Raw genomic sequence first — 19,612 nt, forward strand, 5'->3', positions numbered from 1 at the left:
CCGTCCACCGCGACTCGAACCGCCGGCACCGCGGAACAACGCGGGGGTGAACCGGTGGGCAAGCCCCCGCGCAACCGGTCCTGCCTCGGTCGTCGCCGTGCACCTGAAGGATTGCCGGGCATGATCTTCTTCCGGGCGATATCCGTGGAACGCCCTCGCCGCCATCCATACGTCGACGGCGCTGCGTCGCGGCACTTCGACCTCGGTGATCATGCCATTCGGCGGGCGCGTGGACTCGACCTCGAAGGCAGTACACGACCTCGGCCCACACGTGCCTATGGCGACAGAGGGAGCGCATCGGCTTTCAAGCGACGACGAGACCGCGCCGGCGTTCGGATACGCAACCGGGAGATCAGGGGCCGGCTTGCTCCGCAGGTGGTATCGATTGACGAATCGGGTGACCTCGACCCGAACTGTTCGCAGCGTGCTGCGAACAGTTCGGGTCGAGGCGAAATTTCGCCGGTACGGCGAACTCGCCGACAGGTGCTCGACGAAGCCTCGCAAGGAGGAGATCGCCTTCCGGCGGGCATCGTGGGCAGCGCTTGGCTGCACCGACACTACGAACCGCCCTCCCGCCCACACGCGCCCTCGCCGTGTCGGCCACCTTGTCGTCCCCCGCTCACGGCGGTCGGCGGAGCGCGGCCCGCAGTCGCGCCCCGCCTGTCGCCGTGAGTCGGGACCCACTCGGTGAATTCGGTCGCGGGGCGTCAGGTGGTCTTGTTCATCACGTGCTTGATCCGGGAGTAGGAGTCCAGCGCGTAGACCGACAGGTCCTTTCCGTACCCGGAGTGCTTGAAGCCACCGTGTGGCATCTCGGTCGCGTACACGCCGTGGCAGTTGATCCACACGGTGCCCGCGTCGATGCGCCGGGCCAGGCGGGCACCCGTCGCCACATCACGGCTCCACACGGACGCCGCCAGGCCGAAGGGCACGTCGTTCGCCAGTCGGATCGCGTCGTCTTCGTCGGTGAAGGGCTGGACGGTGAGAACCGGGCCGAACACCTCGTCCTGCACGATCGCGTCGCCCTGGCGTACGCCGGTCACCACGGTCGGCGCGAAGAAGAAACCGGGCCCGGGGGCGGGCGCGCCGCCGGTGACGACGGTGGCGTGCTCGGGCAGGCCCTGGAGGTAGGCGCTCACCCGGGACAGGTGGGCCCGGCTGTTCAGCGGGCCGACCTCGGTCCCGGTCGCGCGTTCGGCCAACATCGCGACCATTCGATCGTGTACCTCGGCGGCGACCAGTACTCGACATGCGGCGGTGCAGTCCTGACCCGCGTTGTAGAAGGCGGCTTCCACGATGCCGTCCGCCGCCTCGGCCAAGTCGGCGTCGGCGAGCACGATCGCGGGGGCGTCACCGCCCAGTTCCAGGTGCAGCCGTTTGATGCCGGCGAGGCCTGCGGCGGCGGTGACCTCGGCGCCCGCCCGGGTGCTTCCCGTGAGGGAGACCAGGGCGGTGAACGGGTTGACGACCAGGGCTCGGCCGGTGTCGCGATCACCGCAGACGACGTTGACGACACCGGGCGGCAGCACTTCGTTGCAGATCTCGCCGAGGACGAGGGTGCTCATGGGGGTGGTCTCGGCGGGTTTGAGGACGACCGTGTTTCCTGCGGCCAGTGCCGGCGCGAGTTTGTCGACGGCCGATCCCAGCGGGTGGTTCCACGGCGTGATCAGGGCGCAGACGCCCACCGGTTCGCGGGCCACGAGTGAGGAGTGTCCGCGCACGTACTCGCCGGCCGTCGGCCCGTGGACGCTGCGCGCCGCGCCGGCCATGAAGCGGAGCACGTCGACGGCGGCTGGGATTTCCGCCTCCAGCACCTCGGTGTAGTCCTTGCCCGTGTTGCGGCACTCGGCTGCGGCCAGCCTCGGCGCCTGCTCGGCGATCGCGGCGGCCAGGGCCAGGAGCGTGTCCTGTCGCTCCCCGGGGGTGACGGACCGCCAGGTCTCGAAGGCGGTTGCAGCCGCGCGAACGGCGGCGTCCAGTTCCGTGGACGACGCGGTGGGAACGCGGTCGTAGACCTCGCCGGTGCGCGGATCGATGATGTCGAGGTGAGTCACAGGGTCTCCTGGATGAATGCGGCCACTCGCTCGCCGACCACCGTGGTCGGCAGCGCGGGGGTACTGCGGGGAATGTCGGGGAAGACGGAGGCGTCGGCGACATGGAGGCCCTCCAGGCCGTGCACCTTGCCGGTGTGGTCGACGACGGCCGACGGGTCGTCGGCCGGCCCCATTCGGCAACTGCCCGCCGGATGCCAGTAGTGCTGGTGGTTCGCCTCGATCCAGGCGTGGCTGTCGCCTTGGGGAGTGAGCAGCGCCGGTCCCGGGTAGGGCGACAGGTCCAGTTCCCGTATCCAGCCCAGGCCGTGGGCGAGGGCCTCGAGGTCGTCCGGGTGGGTGAGGTAGGCGTGGTCGACGTGGGCGAGGGCGTACGGGTCGGCGGAACGCAGCCGTACCGTGCCCCGTGAGCGGGGACGCAGCAGCGCGACCGGAATGATGCAGCGCCAGCCGTGCTCGGTGCTCGCGTCGCGCTCGACCCACGGGTAGACGTGCAGGTCGTAGGGGGCGTCTCCGGCGTGGGGCGAGCGGAGTTTGGCCAGCGCTTGTTCGTCGGGCAGCATGCGGGCCCGGGCGAAGTCGGCCAGGTCTGCGGCGAGTTCCGCGGAGGCGGCGAACTCCAGTTGGACGGAGGGGTGATCGTGCAGGTTCTCGCCCACTCCCGGGAGGTCGTGCAGCACGTCGACGCCGACCTCGGCGAGGTGGGCGGCCGGACCGATGCCGGAGCGCAGCAGTACTTCGGGGCTGCCGTAGGCGCCGGCGCTCAGTACCACGAGGTCGGCGCGGATCCGGTGTCGGCGGCCGCCGGCGAGGACGTCCACCGCCACCGCCCGGCCGTTGTCCAGCACGATCCGATCTGCCTGCACGCCGCCGAGCACGGTGAGGTTGCCCTGTTCGCGAACGGGGTCGAGGTAGGCGAAGGCCGTGTTGACGCGCACGCCGGCGGGGGTGATGTTGACCGGCGCGCAGCCGATGCCGAGTCCACCGGCGAGGTCGTCGAAGTCGTTGCGGACCGGCAAGCCGAGCGCCGCGCCCGCCGCGATGAAGTGTTGCTGGAACGGTTGGATCTCGTCTTCGCGGTAGGCCCGCAACTGCATGGCCGCGGACGCCTGGTCGAACAACGGTCGCAGTGTGGCCGAGTCCCAGCCGGGAGAGCCGGCTGCCGCCCACGCGTCGTAGTCGCCGGCCCATCCGCTGCTCTGTGTGCAGCCGTTGTGGGTGGAGCAGCCCCCGATCGCGCGGCAGCGCTCGAAGGCGTGACGCGTTCCGCGATAGCCCCAGTCGTGCGAGGTCGGCAGGGTGGTGGCGTCCAGCAGGTCGGCGGGCCAAAAGGCACGGTCGAGCCCGTAGTCGGGGCCCGCCTCCAGGACGAGCACCCGATGCCGGCGGGCGAGACGGGCGGCGACGACGCAGCCCGCCGTACCGCCGCCCAGGACGATGATCTCGGCGTGGTCGGGGAACTTCAACGATGGCTCCTCAGCCGGAGAGGGTGGACGTGGAGAGGGAGGTGGACGCGGGAGTGGAGGAGGCGCGGACGAGGGCGCGGCGATGGCGTGTGCCGAGGGCATGAAGAAGGCAGCCGAGGCCGACGATCAGCGCGATCGGGACGAGTTGCGTGGCGGTGTAGGCCGCTCGGTGCCCCTCGAAGCCGGCGGGCAGGTAGTCGGCCGCGTCGCCCGAGGTGCCGAACCACCCGACGCCCAGTCCCGGCCAGACCAGGGCGACCACGGTGAACAGCATCGTGCCGACGGTCAGGACGGTGACCGTCCACGCACCCGGGCGGCCGCCCGGGATCCGGTAGGGGCGGTGCACGTCGGGGTACTTGCGGCGCAGCATCAGGAAGGAGGAGAACGTCAGCAGGTAGGAGATCGCGGTTGCCGAGATCGCCAGGCCGATGCCAGCGGTGAAGTACTTCTGCGCGTCACCGTCGCTCAGGCCGAGCGCGGCGAGCATCACGACGGCGGCGATCGCGGTGGACAGCAGATTGACGCGCGTGGGAGTGCCGTGTCGGGCGGAGATCGCGCCCAGCCACTGGGGTCCGGCGCCGTCGGCGCAGGCCACCGCCTGGGCCCGGCTCAGGCCCATGGCCCACGCGGTGCCGCTGGTGAGCAGGCCGACGATCAGGCCCGCCGCCGCCACTTTGGCGAGTGCGGCGCCGGCGCCGGTGAGTACGACCGTGCCGTCGGTGGTGACGTGGCCGCCGTACACGGTGAAAACCGCGCGGCAGGCGTCGATGAATCCGGTCAGGGAGCCGAGTTGGTCGCGGGGCAGCACCAGCAGTGTGCCCAGGATCGGGATCCCGTACAGCAACAGGGAGAGCAGGCCGCCGCGCAACAGCGCCGCGGGCACGTCCCGTTGGGGGTCGGCCATCTCGCCGGCGGCCGCGCTGGGCACCTCGAAACCCATGTAGTTGAAGGCGATGACCGGGGCGAGCGCGACCAGGCCCAAATAGGTGGGGGTGTAGTCGCCGGGCGAGAGCGGCTGGACGCCGTTGCGGAGCGCGAAGACGGTCAGTGAGACGACGAAGAAGCCGAGGAGCACGATCCTGGCGATCGCTCCGGCCACGAGCAGCCGGCGGCCGACCACGACGGACGCATGGACGGCGAGACCGGCCGACCCGACGAAGACCGCTCCCGCCAGGTATTGCCAGGCGCCCGGCAGCGGGTGGAAGAAGCTCTCGAACGTGGCGATCGCCGTCACGCACAGCGAGCCGCCGATCCAGACCGGGTTGGAGATCCAGTAGAAGACCTGGTTGAGGCCCGCGGTGAAGCGGCCGAAGGCCAGTTTGGTCCAGACGTAGGGTCCGCCTTCGTCCGGGAAGGCAGCCCCGAGTTCGGCGATCAGGAGCCCGTAGGGCGCGAAGAACAACAGCCCGAGGATGGCCAGCCAGGTCAGTCCCTCGGGGCCGTTCGCGGCCACCGAGCCCAGGGTGTCCAGGCCGACGATCGCGCACAGCAGCATGGCCAGCACGTGGAAGCGCCGCAGTGCGCGGCGCGTGTGGGGTGGGTCGGCCGTCGTCATGCGGCCTCCTTTGTGGTGGGGTGCCGCAATCATGGAGAGTCGCGTTCATAATCGTCAATGACTCATGCGTAAATTGATCGCGCTAGGGTGGTGTGGTGACCACGACCTTTGACAAGGGCCTCGCCCTCCTGCACGCGGTCCTCGCCGCGGAACTGGGCTCGGCCGGCTACCAGGGCAATGTCCGACTCGCCGAACTGATCGGCGTGGACGCGGCCCAGGCGTCCCGCATGCTCAAGGACCTGGCCGCGTTGGACCTCGTCGAGCGCGACGAGCAAGGACGCGGCTGGCGCATCGGTCCCGGCTTCTTCGCGCTGGCTCGGGCGGCGGCCGACACGCACCTGTTGGTCGCCGCCCGACCGCCGCTGCGCGGCCTGGTGGCGCGCTGGCACGAACCGGCCTGGCTCGCGGTGCCGTCACAGGGCATGGTGCTCACGGTGGAGAGTCAGCTCAGCCACTGGTCGTCGTACGTGGCGGCCGCGCCCGGCGCCCTGACACCGATCTGGTGTACCGGGCCGGGGCGGGCGCTGTTGCTCGACCACTCCGAGCAGGAACTCGCCGCGTTGCTCGGTGCCGTCGAATTCGTCGGCGGCGGGCCGCGGGCGGCCCGCGACATCGCCACGCTGGCCGCCTACAACGCGACCGCCCGCGCGGAGGGGATCGTGGTCGCGGACCGCGAATTCGAGCACGACGTGGTGGACTTCTCCGCACCCGTACGGAACGAATCCGGAGCCATCGTGGCCGCGCTGAGTCTGGCCGTTCCGCGATTCAGGCTGGCCGACCGGTCGGCCGAGATCGCGGCGTCCGTGAAGGCGGCGGTCGCCGCACTGGAGGTCAGGGCCGCGGCCGGCCGAGCAGGGTGGAGAGCCGATCGGCCAGATCCCTGATAACCGCACCGTGCCGGTCCGCCAGCGGGGCCAGCCGCGTCGAGGGTCCTTGCGTGTGCAGCGCGCAGACGACCTCGCCGGAGAAGTCCCGCACCGGCGCGGCGACGGCGAACACGCCCGGCTCCGATTCCCCGTCCACGACCGCGTAGCCACGCTCGCGAGCCGCGATCAACCGTGCCTCGAACTCGGCCACTCCGCTCGGCGCGGCGGGTCCGTAGGCGATGAACTCGGTGTCGGCGAACACGATCTCCAGCTCCTCGCGGCCGCAGTCCCACAGCAGCGCCTGGCCCGCGTCGTCGCAGTACAGCGGATACGAACGGCCCACCCACGACAGCCCCGACGGCACGTCCTCGAGAAAGGCCACCGAGCCGTCCCCGCGCACCTCGGCCAGAAACGCACTCGCCCCGGTCGCCTCCACCGCCGCCCGCAGGATCGGCGGCCCCTCGGTGAGCAGCCGCGCCCTGACCGCGCGCGTCGCCCGGCTGTACAGCTGCCAACTCAGCGCATAGGCGAGCGTGTCGGGATCCCGGGTGAGCACACGCGCCGCCTCCAGGCTGTGCAGCGTGCGGGACACCTGGACCCGGTTGCGTCCGAGACGCTCGGCGATCTCCGTCGACGTCGCCGGACCGCCGCCGGCGGCCACGGCAAGCAGCACGTCGAGCCCACGGCCCAGACTCCTGACGGCTCCGGTGTTCACCCGGCGATGATATCGACACACGGGCAGCGGCATCCGGACCCACCTCCTTCGGGGCCGGCGAGCACCGGGCCGCGCCGCGGGCCGCGCCGGCCCGTCGTGAAGCGCCGCCGCGCACGCCTTCTCGGGCCACCCCGGCTCGGCGCCACCACCCGCCGCGTGACCCGCGACCGCCGGCCTCGACGGCGACCGCACGGCCGGATCCCCCCGAACGACGAACGTCGGCCTTCGAGACCACCACCGCGGTTCGAAGGCCGACGTCACATCCCGACCCGGACCGACCGACAGGACTGCCGCCATGCCCGGCAGGTCACCAACCCCGCCGCCGCCGTGCGACTGCCGCTAACTCCCCGGGACCGCCGATCACTCAGCCCGCGCCGCTCGGCAGCACCCGCGCCAGGAAGTCGTACGTGCGCGTCCACGCCGTCGCCGCCGCGTCCGGGACGTACTTGTCCGGACGGGCGTCGCACGCGAAGGCATGTCCGACGCCCGGGTAGGTGTGCTGCTCGAAGGCCACTCCGGCCCCGGTCAGTGCGGCGTCGATCGCGGCCACGTGCTCGGCCGGGATGGTCGGGTCCTGCTCGCCCGTGTGCAGCAACAGCGGCGCGTCGATCTTCGCCGCCCGGTCCAGCACGGCATGCGGTCCCGCGGCGATCCCGGGGCCGTAGAAGACCGCCACACCGGCCAGTCCCGGGCAGCACGTGGCTGCGGTGAACGCGGCCCGACCGCCGAAGCAGAAGCCGACGATCGCGGTACGGGCCGCGGGCACCTCCTCGTTCTCCACGAGTTGGGACAGGAGGGCGCCGATGTCCGCAGCGACCGCGTCCGGCCCGATCGCGCCGATCAGCCCCATCGCGTCGGTGTGCCGGTCGTAGGGCAGCTCGGCGACGCCGGTGCGGTGGAACAGGTCGGGGGCCACCGCCAGGTAGCCGCGCTCGGCGATCCGGCGGGCGACCGTGCGGATGTGTTCATTGACCCCGAACGCCTCCTGCAACACCACGACGGCCCCCGCGTGGGTGGTCACGGCATCGGGGCGCACGGTGAATACCCGCATCGGGCCGTCGGCGGTCGGGACGGTAATCCATTGCTCGCTCATCGGGGAAGTTCCTTCGCCAAGTAGTGGAATCGGACCGGTCAGGGCCCGCGGTCACAACCAGGGGGGCAATGCCGGCAGCGCGGCTGCCGAGTGGATCAGTCCCGCGCCGTCGCTGCGACCGGTGAGCCAGCCGAGCAACTCGTCGGTGATGCCCTCGACATGCGCCACGGCCTCGCCCGGCGCGGGCAATCGAGTGGTGCGGGCGGAGCCGCCGGGCCGATCGTGGACGACCAGCGCGGGGCAACCCACGCCCTTCGCGGCCAGCGTGTCGACCACGTCGTCGAGCAGCGCCTGCGCGAGATCGCCCGGCATCTCGGCGAAGGTCGCGCCGGTGTCCAGGTCGATCAGGTGGATCCACACCTCGCGTACCCGCAGCCACGGCACCCGGTCCGCCCGGACCTGGCGGCCCTGCGCGGTGCGCACGTGCCGACCCCACGCCGACTCGGGCACGCCCGCGAGCCGATCGCGCAGGCGCACGGCGCTGTCGAACACGTCCGCGCGGATCGCCGCGGGCGGGCGGCCGGCACCCGCGTCGATGTCCGCCGCTCGCTGCGCCGCGCCGTGTGGGTACATCGGCGACTCGACGCCGGTGGCCGCCCAGTCGAGCAGGTTACCCAGGGCGTCGGCGTTGCGGGCCACGTGGGTGAGCAGGTGTGCGTTCGTCCAGCCGGGCAGCGCGGAGGGGCCGACCACGCGGGCGTCGTCGAGGGCGACGACGGCGTCGAGCAGCCGGCCGGTGCCCTCGCTCAGCCAGTGCGTGAGCACCGTCCGGGACGGCCGGTCAGACGTCACGGGGCTTTTCCGCTACGCATCGGTTGCGGCACTCGCCGAGTCCTTCGATCGAGGTGGTGAGGACGTTGCCGTCGGCGAGGTAGCGGGCCGGGGTGCGGGCGTGGCCGACGCCGCCGGGGGTGCCGGTGGCGATCACGTCGCCGGGTTCGAGCGTGATGATGGTCGACAGGTAGGAGATCAGGTGCGCGGGGTCGAAGACGAGGTCGCCGGTGTCCGCGCTCTGCACGGTCTCCCCATCGACCTCGGTGCTCAGCCGTCGGGGCGGGTCGCCGGTCTCGTCGGCGGTGACCAGATACGGCCCGAACGGGGTGGTGGCCTCGAAGTTCTTGCCCTGGAGCCATTCCTTGGTGCGGTATTGCCAGTCGCGGGCGGTGACGTCGTTGAGCACGGCGTATCCGGCGATGTGCCGGGCCGCGTCCGCGACCGGCACGTGTCGGGCCCGCGCGCCGACCACGACGGCCAACTCGCCCTCCCAGTCCACGGCCTCGGACACGGCGGGCAGCACGATGTCGTCGTGCGCGCCGATCAACACCGCCGGGAACTTGGCGAACAGCGTCGGGTACCGCGGTATCTCGCGGCCCATCTCGGTGATGTGCGAGCGGTAGTTGAGGCCCACGCAGAAGATCTTCCCCGGACGGGGCACCACCGGTGCGTAGTCCAGGCCGGACACGTCGTGGCGGGGGCCGGCCGCCTCGGCCGCGCGCTCGGCCCAGTCCGGGCGCTCCAAGAGCGCGCCGAGGTCCTTGTAGCCGATCTCCACCGCCTCGGTGTCGTCGATGCGGACCGCGGCGGTGGTGCCTCGGGTGCGGATGGTGGCGAGCCTCATGAATACTCCCTGCGGGCGAGATCGAGTCGTTCGAAGACGGGGGTGTCGGAGAAGCGGAACAGGTCCAGGTCGGTGCGGGCTTCCAGGGCGACCTCGCACCATGACGGCACCGCGATCACATCGCCGCGCGCGAGGTCGGTGCGGGCGCCGTCCAGGGTGATCGCGCCGCTTCCCTCGAACACCTGCCAGACGGCGGATCCGGTCTCCCGCACCGCCGCGGTGCGCTGCCCGGCCACGATGCGGTGCATTTCGGTGCGCAGCGTGGTCAGCGCGTCGGATCCGGTAGTCGGGTTGGTGAACCGCACGGCCGCGTGCCCCGGTTCGAGCACACCCGGGTGGCCCTCGGCGGCGACCTCGAGTTGCGCGGCGAGTGCCGCGTCGGTGTGCTCCCAGCGGTAGGCGGCCAGTGGCGAGTTCGCGGTGGCCGCCGGTGCCGAGACCGGGCGCAGTCCGGGGTGGCCCCAGATGCGTTCGGACCGCGAGCGGTGCGGTGTGGAGCGGTCGTGGACGCCATCCTCGCCGAACTCGAAGAATCCGGCGTCGGTGTAGGCGACGAACGGGATGTCCAGGCCGTCGAGCCAGGCCATCGGGCGGGGGTTGGGGTTGTGGTGGCCGTGGAAGCACCAGCCGGGGGTGAGCAGCAGGTCGCCCCGGCGCATGGCGACCGGATCACCGTCGACCACCGTCCAGACACCCTCGCCCTCGAGGACGAAGCGGAAGGCGTTCTGGCTGTGCCGGTGGGCGGGGGCGACCTCGTACGGGCCCAGGTACTGGATCGCCGCCCACAGGGTGGGCGTGGCGTACGGGAGCCCGGGCAGGCCGGGGTTGGACACCGCGATCGCCCGCCGTTCGCCGCCCCGGCCGACCGGGATCAGGTCGCCGGCGCGGGCGGCGAGCGGGTACAGGTCGCCCCAGTGCCAAATGTGCGGCACCGCGCGCGGCGTGGGCGTCGCCGGCATCAGGTCGGCGCGCTGCGTCCACAGCGGGATCAGACCGAACTCGGCGAAGTCCCGGTACAGCTGCCGCTCTGCGGCGGTGGTCTCGGATTCGGTCGACGTGGGGATGGGGGGCGTCATCGTGGGTTCCTTTCCGCGAGGCGCGCGAGGTAGTTCCAACCGGCGTCGCGCTGGGCGGGGTTCCAGACCTGGTCGCGTTTGAAGGCGGCCTCGGCGTCGTCGGACCAGACCTTGGGGCCGCCGGCGGCCATCGCCATCAGTTGGGTGCGGCAGGCTCGTTCCAGCAGTACCGCGTACATCACCGCGGTCGCGGCATCGGGTCCGACGGTGACGGCGCCGTGCTGTGGCATCAGGCACGCGATGCCGTCCCCGAGTGTCGTGGCGAGCGCCGCACCCAGGTCGGCGTTCGCGATCAGCGCGCCGGTGTCGGTGAAGCGCGGGAGTTGCGGATCGCAGAAGAGCACACCGTCGTGCGAGATCGGCCGGAGCGGGGTGTCCAGGGACGCGAACGCGGCCAGCGCGGGGGCATGCGTGTGCACCACACAGCCCACGTCCGGTCGCGCGGCCATGATCTCGGTGTGAATGGGGAATTCGATGTGCCGCTTGCCCCGTCCGTCGCGCACGTCGCCGGCGCGGTCCACCAGCAGGACGCGGTCGGCGTCGATCTCCTCGAAGCCCCAGCCCGCGGCCTTCATCCACACACCCCGGCCGGCGTCGTCGCGCACGCCGGCGTGGCCCCAGACCATGTCCGTCAGTCCGGCGGCGGCGAGCGCGCGGCTCGCCCGTACCGTCTCGTCGATCATGTCGTTCACGCTTGCTCCGTTCAGGAGGTGACCGGCTGGTAGAGCCAGTCCAGGTCGGTGTAGTCGTCGGTGGCACGGCGGCCGAACACGCGGTCGCGCAGAGCGGGAACGACCTCGCCGTCGTCGTGCCAGACCTGCCCCCATCCGCGCGCGACGTGCTGGACGAGCGCGGTCCGGGGGATGCGTTCGGCCTGGTACCCGGCGAACGCCTCGTCGATGTCGCCGGCGTGCTTGGCCAGGTGCCGGGCCAGGCACTCGGCGTCCTCGAGGGCCTGGCAGGCGCCCTGCGCCAGGTACTGCACCATCGGGTGCGCGGCGTCGCCGAGGAGGGTGACCCGCCCGCGGGTCCAGTCGGCGAGCGGTTCGCGGTCGTACATCACCCAGCGCCGGTCCCGGTTGAACATGGTGATCGAGGTGCGCACCTGTTCGCACGAGCCGGCGAAGGCCGCGTCCAGTTCGGTCGGGCCGCCCCAGTCGTCGGTGGGTTCCAGTTCGGGCGTGTAACGCGTGCTCCGGAAGACGGCGACCTGGTTGTACAACTCGCCGCGCCGGATGGGGTATTGCACGAGGTGCTTGTTCGGGCCGATCCAGATGATCTCGTCGTCGGGTTCGACCGGGACGGTGGTCTCGCCCATCGGCAGCGCGCCCCGGTAGGCCACGTAGGTGTCGGTGATCGGGCGGTCGGTCGAGAGCAGTCCGCGGGCGCGCGACCACAGGCCGTCGGCGCCGACCAGCGCGTCGGTGCGGTAGGTGTCGCCGTCCGCGAAACGCACCTCGGCGGCGGTGCCGAAATCCTGGATGTCGACGACGCGGCGGTTGTTCTCCAGGGTCACGCGCGGGTATTCACGGCACGCGCGCAGCAGGATGTCGAGCAGGTCGCCGCGGTGCATCACGCTGTACGGGCGGCCGTATCGGGCCAGGAACGGCTCGCCGAAGTCGACGGTGGTCAGGTGCCGGCCGGTGTCGGCGTGCATGAAGACCAGGTTGCGCGGGCGGACCGCGAGGTCGTGCACCTCGGCCGCGACGCCCAGGTCCTCGAGCACTCGCAGGGCGTTCGGGGCGAGTTGGATGCCCGCGCCGATCTCGGCGAACTCCGGGGCCTGTTCCACGATGTGCGCGTCGAAGCCGGCTCGGGCCAGGGCCAGGCCGGCGGCCATGCCCCCGATGCCGCCGCCGACGATGAGAAGTGGGATGTGCTGCATGGGCTACTTCGACTCCTTGGTCCAGCCGGTGACGAGGGGGGTGTCGACCCCGATCGCCCCGGTGCCGTAGGCCCCGCCGGGGTTCTCGAGCGGGGTGTTCCTGCCGGGCAGCGGCAGTGCGAAGAACGCGGCGTTGTCGGCGACCCACGCGGGGTCGGGACCGCCGGCCGGGGCGACGATCGCGTCCACCGGACATTCCGGCAGGCAGGCACCGCACTCGATGCACTCGACGGGGTTGATGTAGCGCTTGGTCAGGCCCTCGTAGATGCAGTCCACGGGGCACACGTCGACACACGACCCGTCGAGTTCGCCGATGCACCTCTCGTTGATCACATACGTCATGCCGTCTCCTCTCTTCGGGCTCGGTGGCATCCGGCCCGCAGGACATCGGAATCTTCTGAGCGCCCGGAACCTCCGGCTCGGGGCTGCCGGCGGCGTCAGCGCGTGTGCGCGGGGACACGGTCGCTGGAGTGGCCCGGGAACAGGTCCTCGTCGGGGCGGATCCGTACCGCGATGTTGTTGACGGCGGTCGCGGCCTCGCCGAACCCCACCGCCATCAGCCGCACCTTTCCGGGGTAGGCGGTGATGTCCCCGGCGGCGTAGACCCGGTCGATGCCGGTGGACATGTCGGTGTCCACACCGATCTGTTGTCGGTCGATCCGCAGGCCCCAGCCCGTGAGCGGGCCGAGCGAGGCGACGTGCCCCAGGGCCGGGATCAGCACGTCGGCGGCGCACCGTTCGAGTCGGTCGTCATCGCAGTGGCGCACGGTCACCGCGTGGATCGCCCGGTCGCCGTGCACCTGGGCGATCTCGCTGTTGGTGTGGACCCGTACCGGCGAGTCCAGCAGTCGGGCGACTGCGTGCTCGTGCGCGCGGAACCTGGCCCGGCGGTGCACGAGGGTGACCGTGCGGGCGTGTGGGGCGAGGGTGTTGGCCCAGTCGACGGCACTGTCGCCGCCGCCGACGACGACCACGTCGTGACCGGCGTACTCGTGCGGCGCGGAGACCACGTGGTGCACGCCGGACCCGCGAAAGCCCTCGAGGGCGGGCAGCGGTCGTGGGGTGAAGCGGCCGATGCCGGCGGTGATCAGCACCGCGCCGGCATGGATCCGTCGACCGCCGGTGGTCGTGACCACCACCGCGTCCGTCTCGTGGCGCAGTTCGGCCGCGCCGTCGCCGAGCAGGATCGAGGGCTCGGCGGTCAGCGCCTGTTCGGTCAGCCGCGCCACCAACTCCCGTCCCAGCACTGTCGGGAAGCCGGCCAGATCGAAGATCTCCTTGTCCGGGTACAGCGCCGCGACCTGGCCGCCGAGGTGGGGCAGCGAATCGAGCAGTGTCACGTCCAGATCGCGCATCCCCGCGTAGTGGCACGCGAAGAGCCCGGCAGGGCCGGCTCCGACGATCAGCAGATCCGTGACCAGGGTCGCGTCGGGCGGGGTCTGCGGGACGGGTGGGTACATGGTCAGCTCCCCGAGGGCCGAGTGGGCATTGGGGCTCCTCCGCGCCAGACTCATATGACGCATCATACGGAACAGTGATCCACAGGATGCACCATTGCATGGAACAGGGGCAAGGGTTGAATCGCTGCGCCACAGCACGCCGGCTTACCCGGAACAGCGGTGGTCGCAAGGAAGCGACCCGGGAGGGAAGCGGCCCGGACGGAGCTCTCCATTTGGAATCGAGCGAGACCGAACGGGGGTTGAAATCGCTGCGCTACTGTGCACCGCGTGGAAGAAGACAGCGGTCATCGCGAGGAAGCGACCAAGAAGGAAGCAGCCCGGACGGAACGCCCGGCCGGACTCATCGGCGCCGTCGACAACGTGCTGCGCCTGCTGCGCATGTTCGAGGACAGCGAGATGCTCCGGGTCAACCAGGTCGCACGGGACATGGGACTGTCCCGTTCCACGGTGCACCGCATGTTGGCCACGCTCGGCCACCACGGCTTCGTCGAACAGGACGCCCTCTCCCGCGCCTACCGAGCCGGTCCCGCGCTGATCGACATCGGTCTGTCGGTGGTGCAGAACATCGACATCCGCACGCTCGCCCACGGCACCCTGGTCCGATTGCGCGACGAGATCGGCGAAACGGTCCACCTCGCCCACCTGCGCGGCACCGAGGTGCTCTTCCTGGACAGCGTGGAAAGCGTCCAGACGTTGCGCACCGGTGGTCGGATCGGCTGGACGTTGCCCGCGCACGCCACCGCGGCGGGCAAGGTGCTGTTGGCGGAACTTCCCGCCGAGGCATTGGCCGCGCTCTACCCGTCGGATCCGCTGGGCACGCCCACCCCGAACACACTCGACTCGCTCGACCGGCTCCGTGCCCATCTGGACGAGGTCCGCGAGCGCGGGTACGCGACCAACGACGGCGAGAGCGAAAACGACGTGTGCGCGGTCGCCGTCGTCGTCCGGGACAAGCGGGGTCGGGCCCGGGCCGCGATCTCGGTGACCGCGCCCAGTTCCCGGGCCGGCCGGGAGTGGATGGGCGACACCGCGAAGGCGGCCCGGCACGCGGCCGCCGAACTCGGCGGACGGATCGGCTGAGCCCCGCACGCGGCGTCGTGGCCGGGCCCGGCGACGCGGGGCCCGGCCACGATCGTCGCGACGGGAGGCTCAGCCCCACATGAGTGGATCGTCGGGCGCGTCGTCGGCGCCCAGGTCCATGTACGCGCGCGCCGCCGCGGGATGCAGTGCGATCGGCGTGCGGGCCATGTCGGCGGGCACGAGCGGATACGTCACCGGCGAACGATCGGCCGGGAGGTGTGCGTACTGCGCCTCCAGGGCCCGACGGGTGCGCACCATGCACCACGTGGCGAGGTAGGCGACCTCCTCCGGGAGGTCCTCGCGGCACAGCACGGCGAAGTCGGAGAAGTCCAGCGTGTGCAGGTCCTCGGTCAGCCCGGGGAGGAATCCGGCGGGCACCACCGCCGCGCCCCAGCCCTCGGCCGCGAAGGCCCGCAGCACGTCGTCGCCCCAGGGCAGGTACTTCACCGGCCGCAGCCGATCGAGGTGCTGCCACCGGGGCGTCATGACCGCCTCGTGCACGAGCACGTCGGCGTGCGCGTCGGCGAATCGTTCGATGCACGGGAACGGGCGCTCGTCGTAGACGAAGTCGAGTCTTCCCGCATCCACACCGGCCACGGCGAGCGCCTTGTGCGCGGCCAACCCGACCAGGTTGACCCCGTCGTCGGGTGACGTCGCCACGGTCAATCTGCCGGTGAACTCCGCGAGTTCCGCAACGCTGTGCACCGGCAGCCCGGCGTCCACCGCGACCACCAGACGGTCCCACTGGCCGATCACTCCCAGACTGCGGAGCCCGTCCAGGCCGCCCGTCCGGGCGAGCATCCGCACCGCGGCGGTGGGCGTGATGATGCTGATGTCCGCCTCACGCTCGCGCAGGGCGGTGATCGCGTCCGCGCCGCCGCGGCCGGACCAGACGGCGAAGCGGGAGCCCGCGGGCGCCCGGTCGCCGATCTCCTGGGCGATCCAGCCACAGATGCGGTGCATGTTGGCCTGTCCCCAGTCGCCGCGCAGGTGCAGGGTGACCGGTGCGCTCAGGCCCGGTTCGTCCCCCACTTCGGAAGGCGCCGACCGGGTCCGCGAGTTCGACGGCATACGATCCTCTTTCCGGGATGGATGTGTCACTGTGCAGAACACTGATCCGTACTATGCTGCTTATTCCTCGGCCGATACAAGGCTGGACTTCCCGCCGGGACTCTGCTCTCCACCCGGAACGCGCTGGGCGCGATGCTGCGGCGCACATGATTCACAACCGAATCGGCCTTGCCGGCGAGCGAAGTCGAGTACCACAATCAGGCTCGCTGTTCCGCATCGTGCAACGTTCTTACCCAAAGGAGTTGTGGTGAGCGTCGTCGAACACGCCTCGGCCCCGGTCGAGGAGACCAGGCACATCCCGCCGCCGGATCCGGACTTCGAGCCGCTGAAGGCCAACGTCTACGAGCGCATGGCCAAGGCCGCGTCCCAACTGATGCCGTTGTTCCCCTACGACCACGCCGGCGCGATCGTCCCGTGCGGCAGCGTGATGATCGGCGGACCCGACCGGGAATACGGCCACTTCTTCCACTGGAACACGGTCAGCGAAGTGGTCGTGGGCTTCGGCTCCCAAGGGTCGATGCTGTCCTCGGGCCACATCATGGCGACCCAGAACCTGCACGGCGTCAACTCCTTCCTGCGCGACGAGAAGGACCCGACGTCGTACGCCGTCGTGGTGGTCACCCAGCACCAGTCCGAGGAGGGCGACCAGTCCGAGGCCATGATCGCCCGTTGCCGAAAGTGCAAGGCCGAGACCGTCCGGCACGCCTACGACGCGACCCCGGTGGGCCTGCCCGGCTACGACACCGAGCGCTACGGCCGCGAGGAGGACGTCGTACACCAGTTCCCCACCGCCGTCGGCTCGGCCGAGTTCGCCGATCTGCGCAACACCGAACAGGGCCGCGTCTGCGCGCAGTGCGGCCACGTCAACGACGGCTTCCCCGCCGCACGGTGGGGCTGGGCCCGCCAGGTCGAGCAGACCCGGGCCGCCAACGCCGCCTACCATGCGCTGCGTTCGGCCGGCGACGGCCAAACTGCGGCCCGCCCCGAGGCGAACATGCCTTCGCCGTCCGGGACGCCGTCCCCGTCACAGTCCTCTGCGCAGCCCCAGGAGGTCGGCCGACCGTGAACCGGCGACGCATGCTTCACGCCCTCGAGGTCGCACCCGAACTCGGCGACTACGCCGACGCCGCGGTCCTGCCCGACGACACCGACCCGCAACTGCACCTGTCGCACAACCGAGTGCCGCAACCGTTCCACCTGATCTGCCAAAAGGACACGGTGCTCGCCCAGATGTCCGGCGCCGCCGACGTGCTCATGCGGGGAAGCTCGGTCAACCGGTTCCGGATGGGCGTGGGCGACCACGTCTACGTACCGGCCGGCACCCCGCACCGCATCGTCCCCCGCGCCGCCGGCGCCACCATCCGCTACCTGCCGCTGCGCGCAGGGCGCCTGGGAGCTGCCTGGTACTGCCCGGGCTGCGACCGGGAACTGCACCGCTACGAATGGCCGCACGACAACGACACACCCATGTCGCACTTCTACGCCACCGCGTGCGCCCGCTTCTCCGCCGACAAGGACGCCCGCACCTGCGACACGTGCTCCGCCGTGCACCCCGAGCTCGACCTCTCCCCCTTCCCCTGGGCCGTTCCGGCCCCGGCCTGACCCCGGGCGGATGGGCGGCGCCGTCACGCATGCCCGTTCCCGAACGGGACGGCGCCGCCCACCGCGAGCAAGGGGACCGCCGCGTGCTCGGCCGTGTCGGCCGCCGCCCAGCGGCGTTGCATCCGCAGTGACCCTCAAGGCGTGGTGCACGAGCGACACGTGCGGCGGGTGCGCATGCGGCAACCGCCTCCAGCGGCCGGGGTGCCCTGCAAACGCCCGATTCTCGGCCTGGAGATCATCCGATTGCCGATGGGCTCGCGGGATTCGAGAACGCTGCTCACTCCCCTGCCTGGCCCGTCCATCCCCCAGCGCTCTCGCGCCCTCGATCCAGCCGCTGCTCCGCCCAGATCGTCTTGCCGTCGGGTCCGAACCTGCAGCCCCAGCGTTCGGTGACCTGGGACACCAGGAACAACCCTCGGCCGCCCTCGTCGGTGCTGCGGGCTCGCCTGATGCGAGGCTGAGTGCTGCTGCCGTCACCGACCTCGCACACCAACAGGTCCTTTCCTCGGATCAGCCGCACCGTCATCGAATCGCCGCCGTAGCGGACGGCGTTTCCCGCCAACTCGCTGATCACGAGTTCCGTGGCGAAGGCCTCCTCGTCGAGCCGCCACACCGCCAACTGTTCGGTCACCAGCCTGCGGATCTCGGGCACCGCCTCCGCCCGGGCCGGGAAGACCCACCGGACCGTGTTCGCGGGGGGTATCGAGCGCGTGCGGGTGCACAGCAGGACCACGTCCGTGGACTCGCCCTCGGGCGCGGTGTCGTCGACGATGTCCCGACACACGTCGGCCAGGGCGCGGCCCGCCCGGCACCGTCGACCGATCGAGCTCCGCAGTCGGCGCAGACCGGTGCCTGCCGAGTCACCCTGGCGATCGAGGAACCCGCTGCCGTGGAAGACGAGGACCGAGGAAGGCCCCAGTTCCAACTCCGCCGTCTCGAACGGGATGCCGCCCCCACCCAGGGGCGGCCCGGGCGGGAGTTCGACCAGGGCCGGTTCCCGGCCGGGGGCGACGAGCAACGGGGCGTGATGGCCGGCGTCCGCGAGCACGCAGCGCGAGGTGACCGGGTCGTACACGGCATAGACACACCTCGCGCCCACCGGATCCGCGCCCGGTTCAGCCTCGGCGCCCAGGCGCCGGACGAGATCGTCCACGTGGGTGAGCAACTCCTCCGGTTCCAGGTCGAGGTGGGCAAGGGTGAGCATGGCCGCCCGCACCTGGCCCATCGTCGCGGTGGCGGCCGGCCCTCGACCGAAGGCCTCGCCGACGACCAGGCCGACGCGTGTCGACGACAGGGGGATCACATCGAACCATTGGCCGCCGATGCCCGCCCCTTCGCCGGCCGGACGGTAGATCGCCGCGGTCTCGGCCGCGTCAGTGTCCGTGGTGGCTCGGGGCAGCAACATACGTTGCAGCCCGACCGCCGTGGCGTGCTCGCGCGTGTACCGACGGGCGTTGTCGACGGCCAGTCCGCCACGCGAGGCAATCTCGTGCAGGATCTCGACGTCGTCGGGATGCAGGTCTCGCGCCCGGTCCTGCCACACGGTGACCACCCCCAACAGCCGTCCTCGCGCGAACAGCGGGGCGACGATCGCCCGTGAGACGCGGTCGGGAACCATGCGCCGCGTCGGCTCGACGCCGTGCCGCGAGGTCATGAACGCCCAGGCGTCCTCGATCACCACAACGTCCCCGGTCATCAGGGCCGCGTCGTGCGGGCCCATCGACAGTGACGGCAAGCGTCCGCCCGCCGTGATCATGCCTTCGGGCAGGTCACCACACGCCGCGAAACGAGCGATCGTCCCCTGCGGAGCAGGAGTGACACCTTCCGAGTCCTCCCCCTCGGAGACTGCCAGGTACAGGTCGACGGTCGCCGCTTTCCCAAGGGCCGGCACAACCACGTCGACGATGGCCTGCGTCGTCCGCCGCACGTCCAGATCGGCACCGATACGTGTTGCGGCCTCGTACATCGACCGCACCCGCACGCGCAGCGGCCCAACCTCGTCTCCCGCGCCCATCGGAACACCTCCGGGTCCTGTCCACGGTACCCGCGCAACCGACTACGGCGCCCTCCGGAC

18 protein-coding genes are annotated in these 19,612 nt (G+C 71.3%); 4 read left to right on the top strand and 14 right to left on the bottom strand.

Going from position 1 to position 19,612, the window contains the following annotated elements; genetic code table 11:
- Positions 1-707: 707 nt before the first annotated feature.
- From ACFZBU_RS46675 to ACFZBU_RS46685, 3 genes are read right to left on the bottom strand one after another with little or no spacing between them, the layout of a single operon-like run.
- Positions 708-2,054 (bottom strand): aldehyde dehydrogenase family protein, encoded by a 1,347-nt coding sequence (locus ACFZBU_RS46675; RefSeq protein ID WP_391589934.1) that lies wholly within the window; start codon positions 2,052-2,054, stop codon positions 708-710.
- The gene (locus ACFZBU_RS46680; protein WP_391589935.1) at positions 2,051-3,517 is read right to left on the bottom strand and encodes a GMC family oxidoreductase; all 1,467 of its coding nucleotides are present in this window, start codon (positions 3,515-3,517) and stop codon (positions 2,051-2,053) included. The genes ACFZBU_RS46675 and ACFZBU_RS46680 overlap by 4 nt, the downstream gene beginning before the upstream one ends.
- Positions 3,518-3,527: 10 nt before the next feature.
- The gene (locus ACFZBU_RS46685) at positions 3,528-5,072 is read right to left on the bottom strand and encodes an APC family permease (protein WP_391589936.1); all 1,545 of its coding nucleotides are present in this window, start codon (positions 5,070-5,072) and stop codon (positions 3,528-3,530) included.
- Between the two features lie 95 nt (positions 5,073-5,167).
- On the opposite strand from ACFZBU_RS46685, the gene ACFZBU_RS46690 reads away from it, so the two are divergent.
- A complete protein-coding gene (locus ACFZBU_RS46690; protein ID WP_391589937.1) occupies positions 5,168-5,956 on the top strand; it encodes an IclR family transcriptional regulator in 789 nt (262 codons plus the stop codon).
- On the opposite strand, the gene ACFZBU_RS46695 is transcribed toward ACFZBU_RS46690, so the two are convergent.
- The 9 genes from ACFZBU_RS46695 to ACFZBU_RS46735 form a co-directional block, all read right to left on the bottom strand.
- The gene (locus ACFZBU_RS46695; protein ID WP_391589938.1) at positions 5,904-6,653 is read right to left on the bottom strand and encodes an IclR family transcriptional regulator; all 750 of its coding nucleotides are present in this window, start codon (positions 6,651-6,653) and stop codon (positions 5,904-5,906) included. The two genes, ACFZBU_RS46690 and ACFZBU_RS46695, sit on opposite strands and share 53 nt — an antisense overlap.
- 364 nt (positions 6,654-7,017) lie before the next feature.
- Positions 7,018-7,746, bottom strand: a complete 729-nt coding sequence (locus ACFZBU_RS46700) for a dienelactone hydrolase family protein (protein ID WP_391589939.1) — start codon at positions 7,744-7,746, stop codon at positions 7,018-7,020.
- Positions 7,747-7,797: 51 nt separating this feature from the next.
- Positions 7,798-8,538, bottom strand: a complete 741-nt coding sequence (locus ACFZBU_RS46705; RefSeq protein ID WP_391589940.1) for a maleylpyruvate isomerase family mycothiol-dependent enzyme — start codon at positions 8,536-8,538, stop codon at positions 7,798-7,800.
- Complete coding sequence (locus tag ACFZBU_RS46710; RefSeq protein WP_391589941.1) at positions 8,528-9,364, bottom strand: fumarylacetoacetate hydrolase family protein; 837 nt, start codon at positions 9,362-9,364, stop codon at positions 8,528-8,530. The genes ACFZBU_RS46705 and ACFZBU_RS46710 overlap by 11 nt, the downstream gene beginning before the upstream one ends.
- On the bottom strand, positions 9,361-10,440 hold the full coding sequence (locus tag ACFZBU_RS46715; RefSeq protein ID WP_391589942.1) for a cupin domain-containing protein: 1,080 nt from the start codon (positions 10,438-10,440) through the stop codon (positions 9,361-9,363). Before ACFZBU_RS46715 ends, ACFZBU_RS46710 begins: the two co-directional genes overlap by 4 nt.
- On the bottom strand, positions 10,437-11,123 hold the full coding sequence (locus ACFZBU_RS46720) for a class II aldolase/adducin family protein (protein WP_391589979.1): 687 nt from the start codon (positions 11,121-11,123) through the stop codon (positions 10,437-10,439). Before ACFZBU_RS46720 ends, ACFZBU_RS46715 begins: the two co-directional genes overlap by 4 nt.
- Before the next feature lie 20 nt (positions 11,124-11,143).
- Positions 11,144-12,325: an FAD-dependent monooxygenase gene (locus ACFZBU_RS46725; RefSeq protein WP_391589943.1), complete on the bottom strand. Its 1,182-nt coding sequence runs from the start codon at positions 12,323-12,325 to the stop codon at positions 11,144-11,146.
- Positions 12,326-12,328: 3 nt separating this feature from the next.
- On the bottom strand, positions 12,329-12,667 hold the full coding sequence (locus ACFZBU_RS46730) for an indolepyruvate ferredoxin oxidoreductase subunit alpha (protein ID WP_391589944.1): 339 nt from the start codon (positions 12,665-12,667) through the stop codon (positions 12,329-12,331).
- 95 nt (positions 12,668-12,762) lie between these two features.
- Positions 12,763-13,839, bottom strand: a complete 1,077-nt coding sequence (locus ACFZBU_RS46735) for an NAD(P)/FAD-dependent oxidoreductase (protein ID WP_391589945.1) — start codon at positions 13,837-13,839, stop codon at positions 12,763-12,765.
- A gap of 213 nt (positions 13,840-14,052) precedes the next feature.
- Here ACFZBU_RS46735 and ACFZBU_RS46740 point away from each other — a divergent pair, with 213 nt between their 5' ends.
- The gene (locus ACFZBU_RS46740; protein WP_391589946.1) at positions 14,053-14,865 is read left to right on the top strand and encodes an IclR family transcriptional regulator; all 813 of its coding nucleotides are present in this window, start codon (positions 14,053-14,055) and stop codon (positions 14,863-14,865) included.
- A 69-nt stretch (positions 14,866-14,934) separates the two neighbouring features.
- On the opposite strand, the gene ACFZBU_RS46745 is transcribed toward ACFZBU_RS46740, so the two are convergent.
- Positions 14,935-15,897 (bottom strand): TAXI family TRAP transporter solute-binding subunit, encoded by a 963-nt coding sequence (locus tag ACFZBU_RS46745; protein ID WP_391589947.1) that lies wholly within the window; start codon positions 15,895-15,897, stop codon positions 14,935-14,937.
- Between the two features lie 286 nt (positions 15,898-16,183).
- On the opposite strand from ACFZBU_RS46745, the gene ACFZBU_RS46750 reads away from it, so the two are divergent.
- Positions 16,184-17,002: a hypothetical protein gene (locus ACFZBU_RS46750; protein ID WP_391589948.1), complete on the top strand. Its 819-nt coding sequence runs from the start codon at positions 16,184-16,186 to the stop codon at positions 17,000-17,002.
- Between the two features lie 11 nt (positions 17,003-17,013).
- Positions 17,014-17,538: a hypothetical protein gene (locus ACFZBU_RS46755; protein ID WP_391589949.1), complete on the top strand. Its 525-nt coding sequence runs from the start codon at positions 17,014-17,016 to the stop codon at positions 17,536-17,538.
- Between the two features lie 277 nt (positions 17,539-17,815).
- On the opposite strand, the gene ACFZBU_RS46760 is transcribed toward ACFZBU_RS46755, so the two are convergent.
- Positions 17,816-19,552, bottom strand: a complete 1,737-nt coding sequence (locus ACFZBU_RS46760) for a SpoIIE family protein phosphatase (protein ID WP_391589950.1) — start codon at positions 19,550-19,552, stop codon at positions 17,816-17,818.
- Between the last annotated feature and the right edge of the window lie 60 nt (positions 19,553-19,612).

The sequence above is a fragment of the Embleya sp. NPDC008237 genome (assembly GCF_042956465.1).
In the GTDB taxonomy this organism is placed as follows: domain Bacteria; phylum Actinomycetota; class Actinomycetes; order Streptomycetales; family Streptomycetaceae; genus Embleya.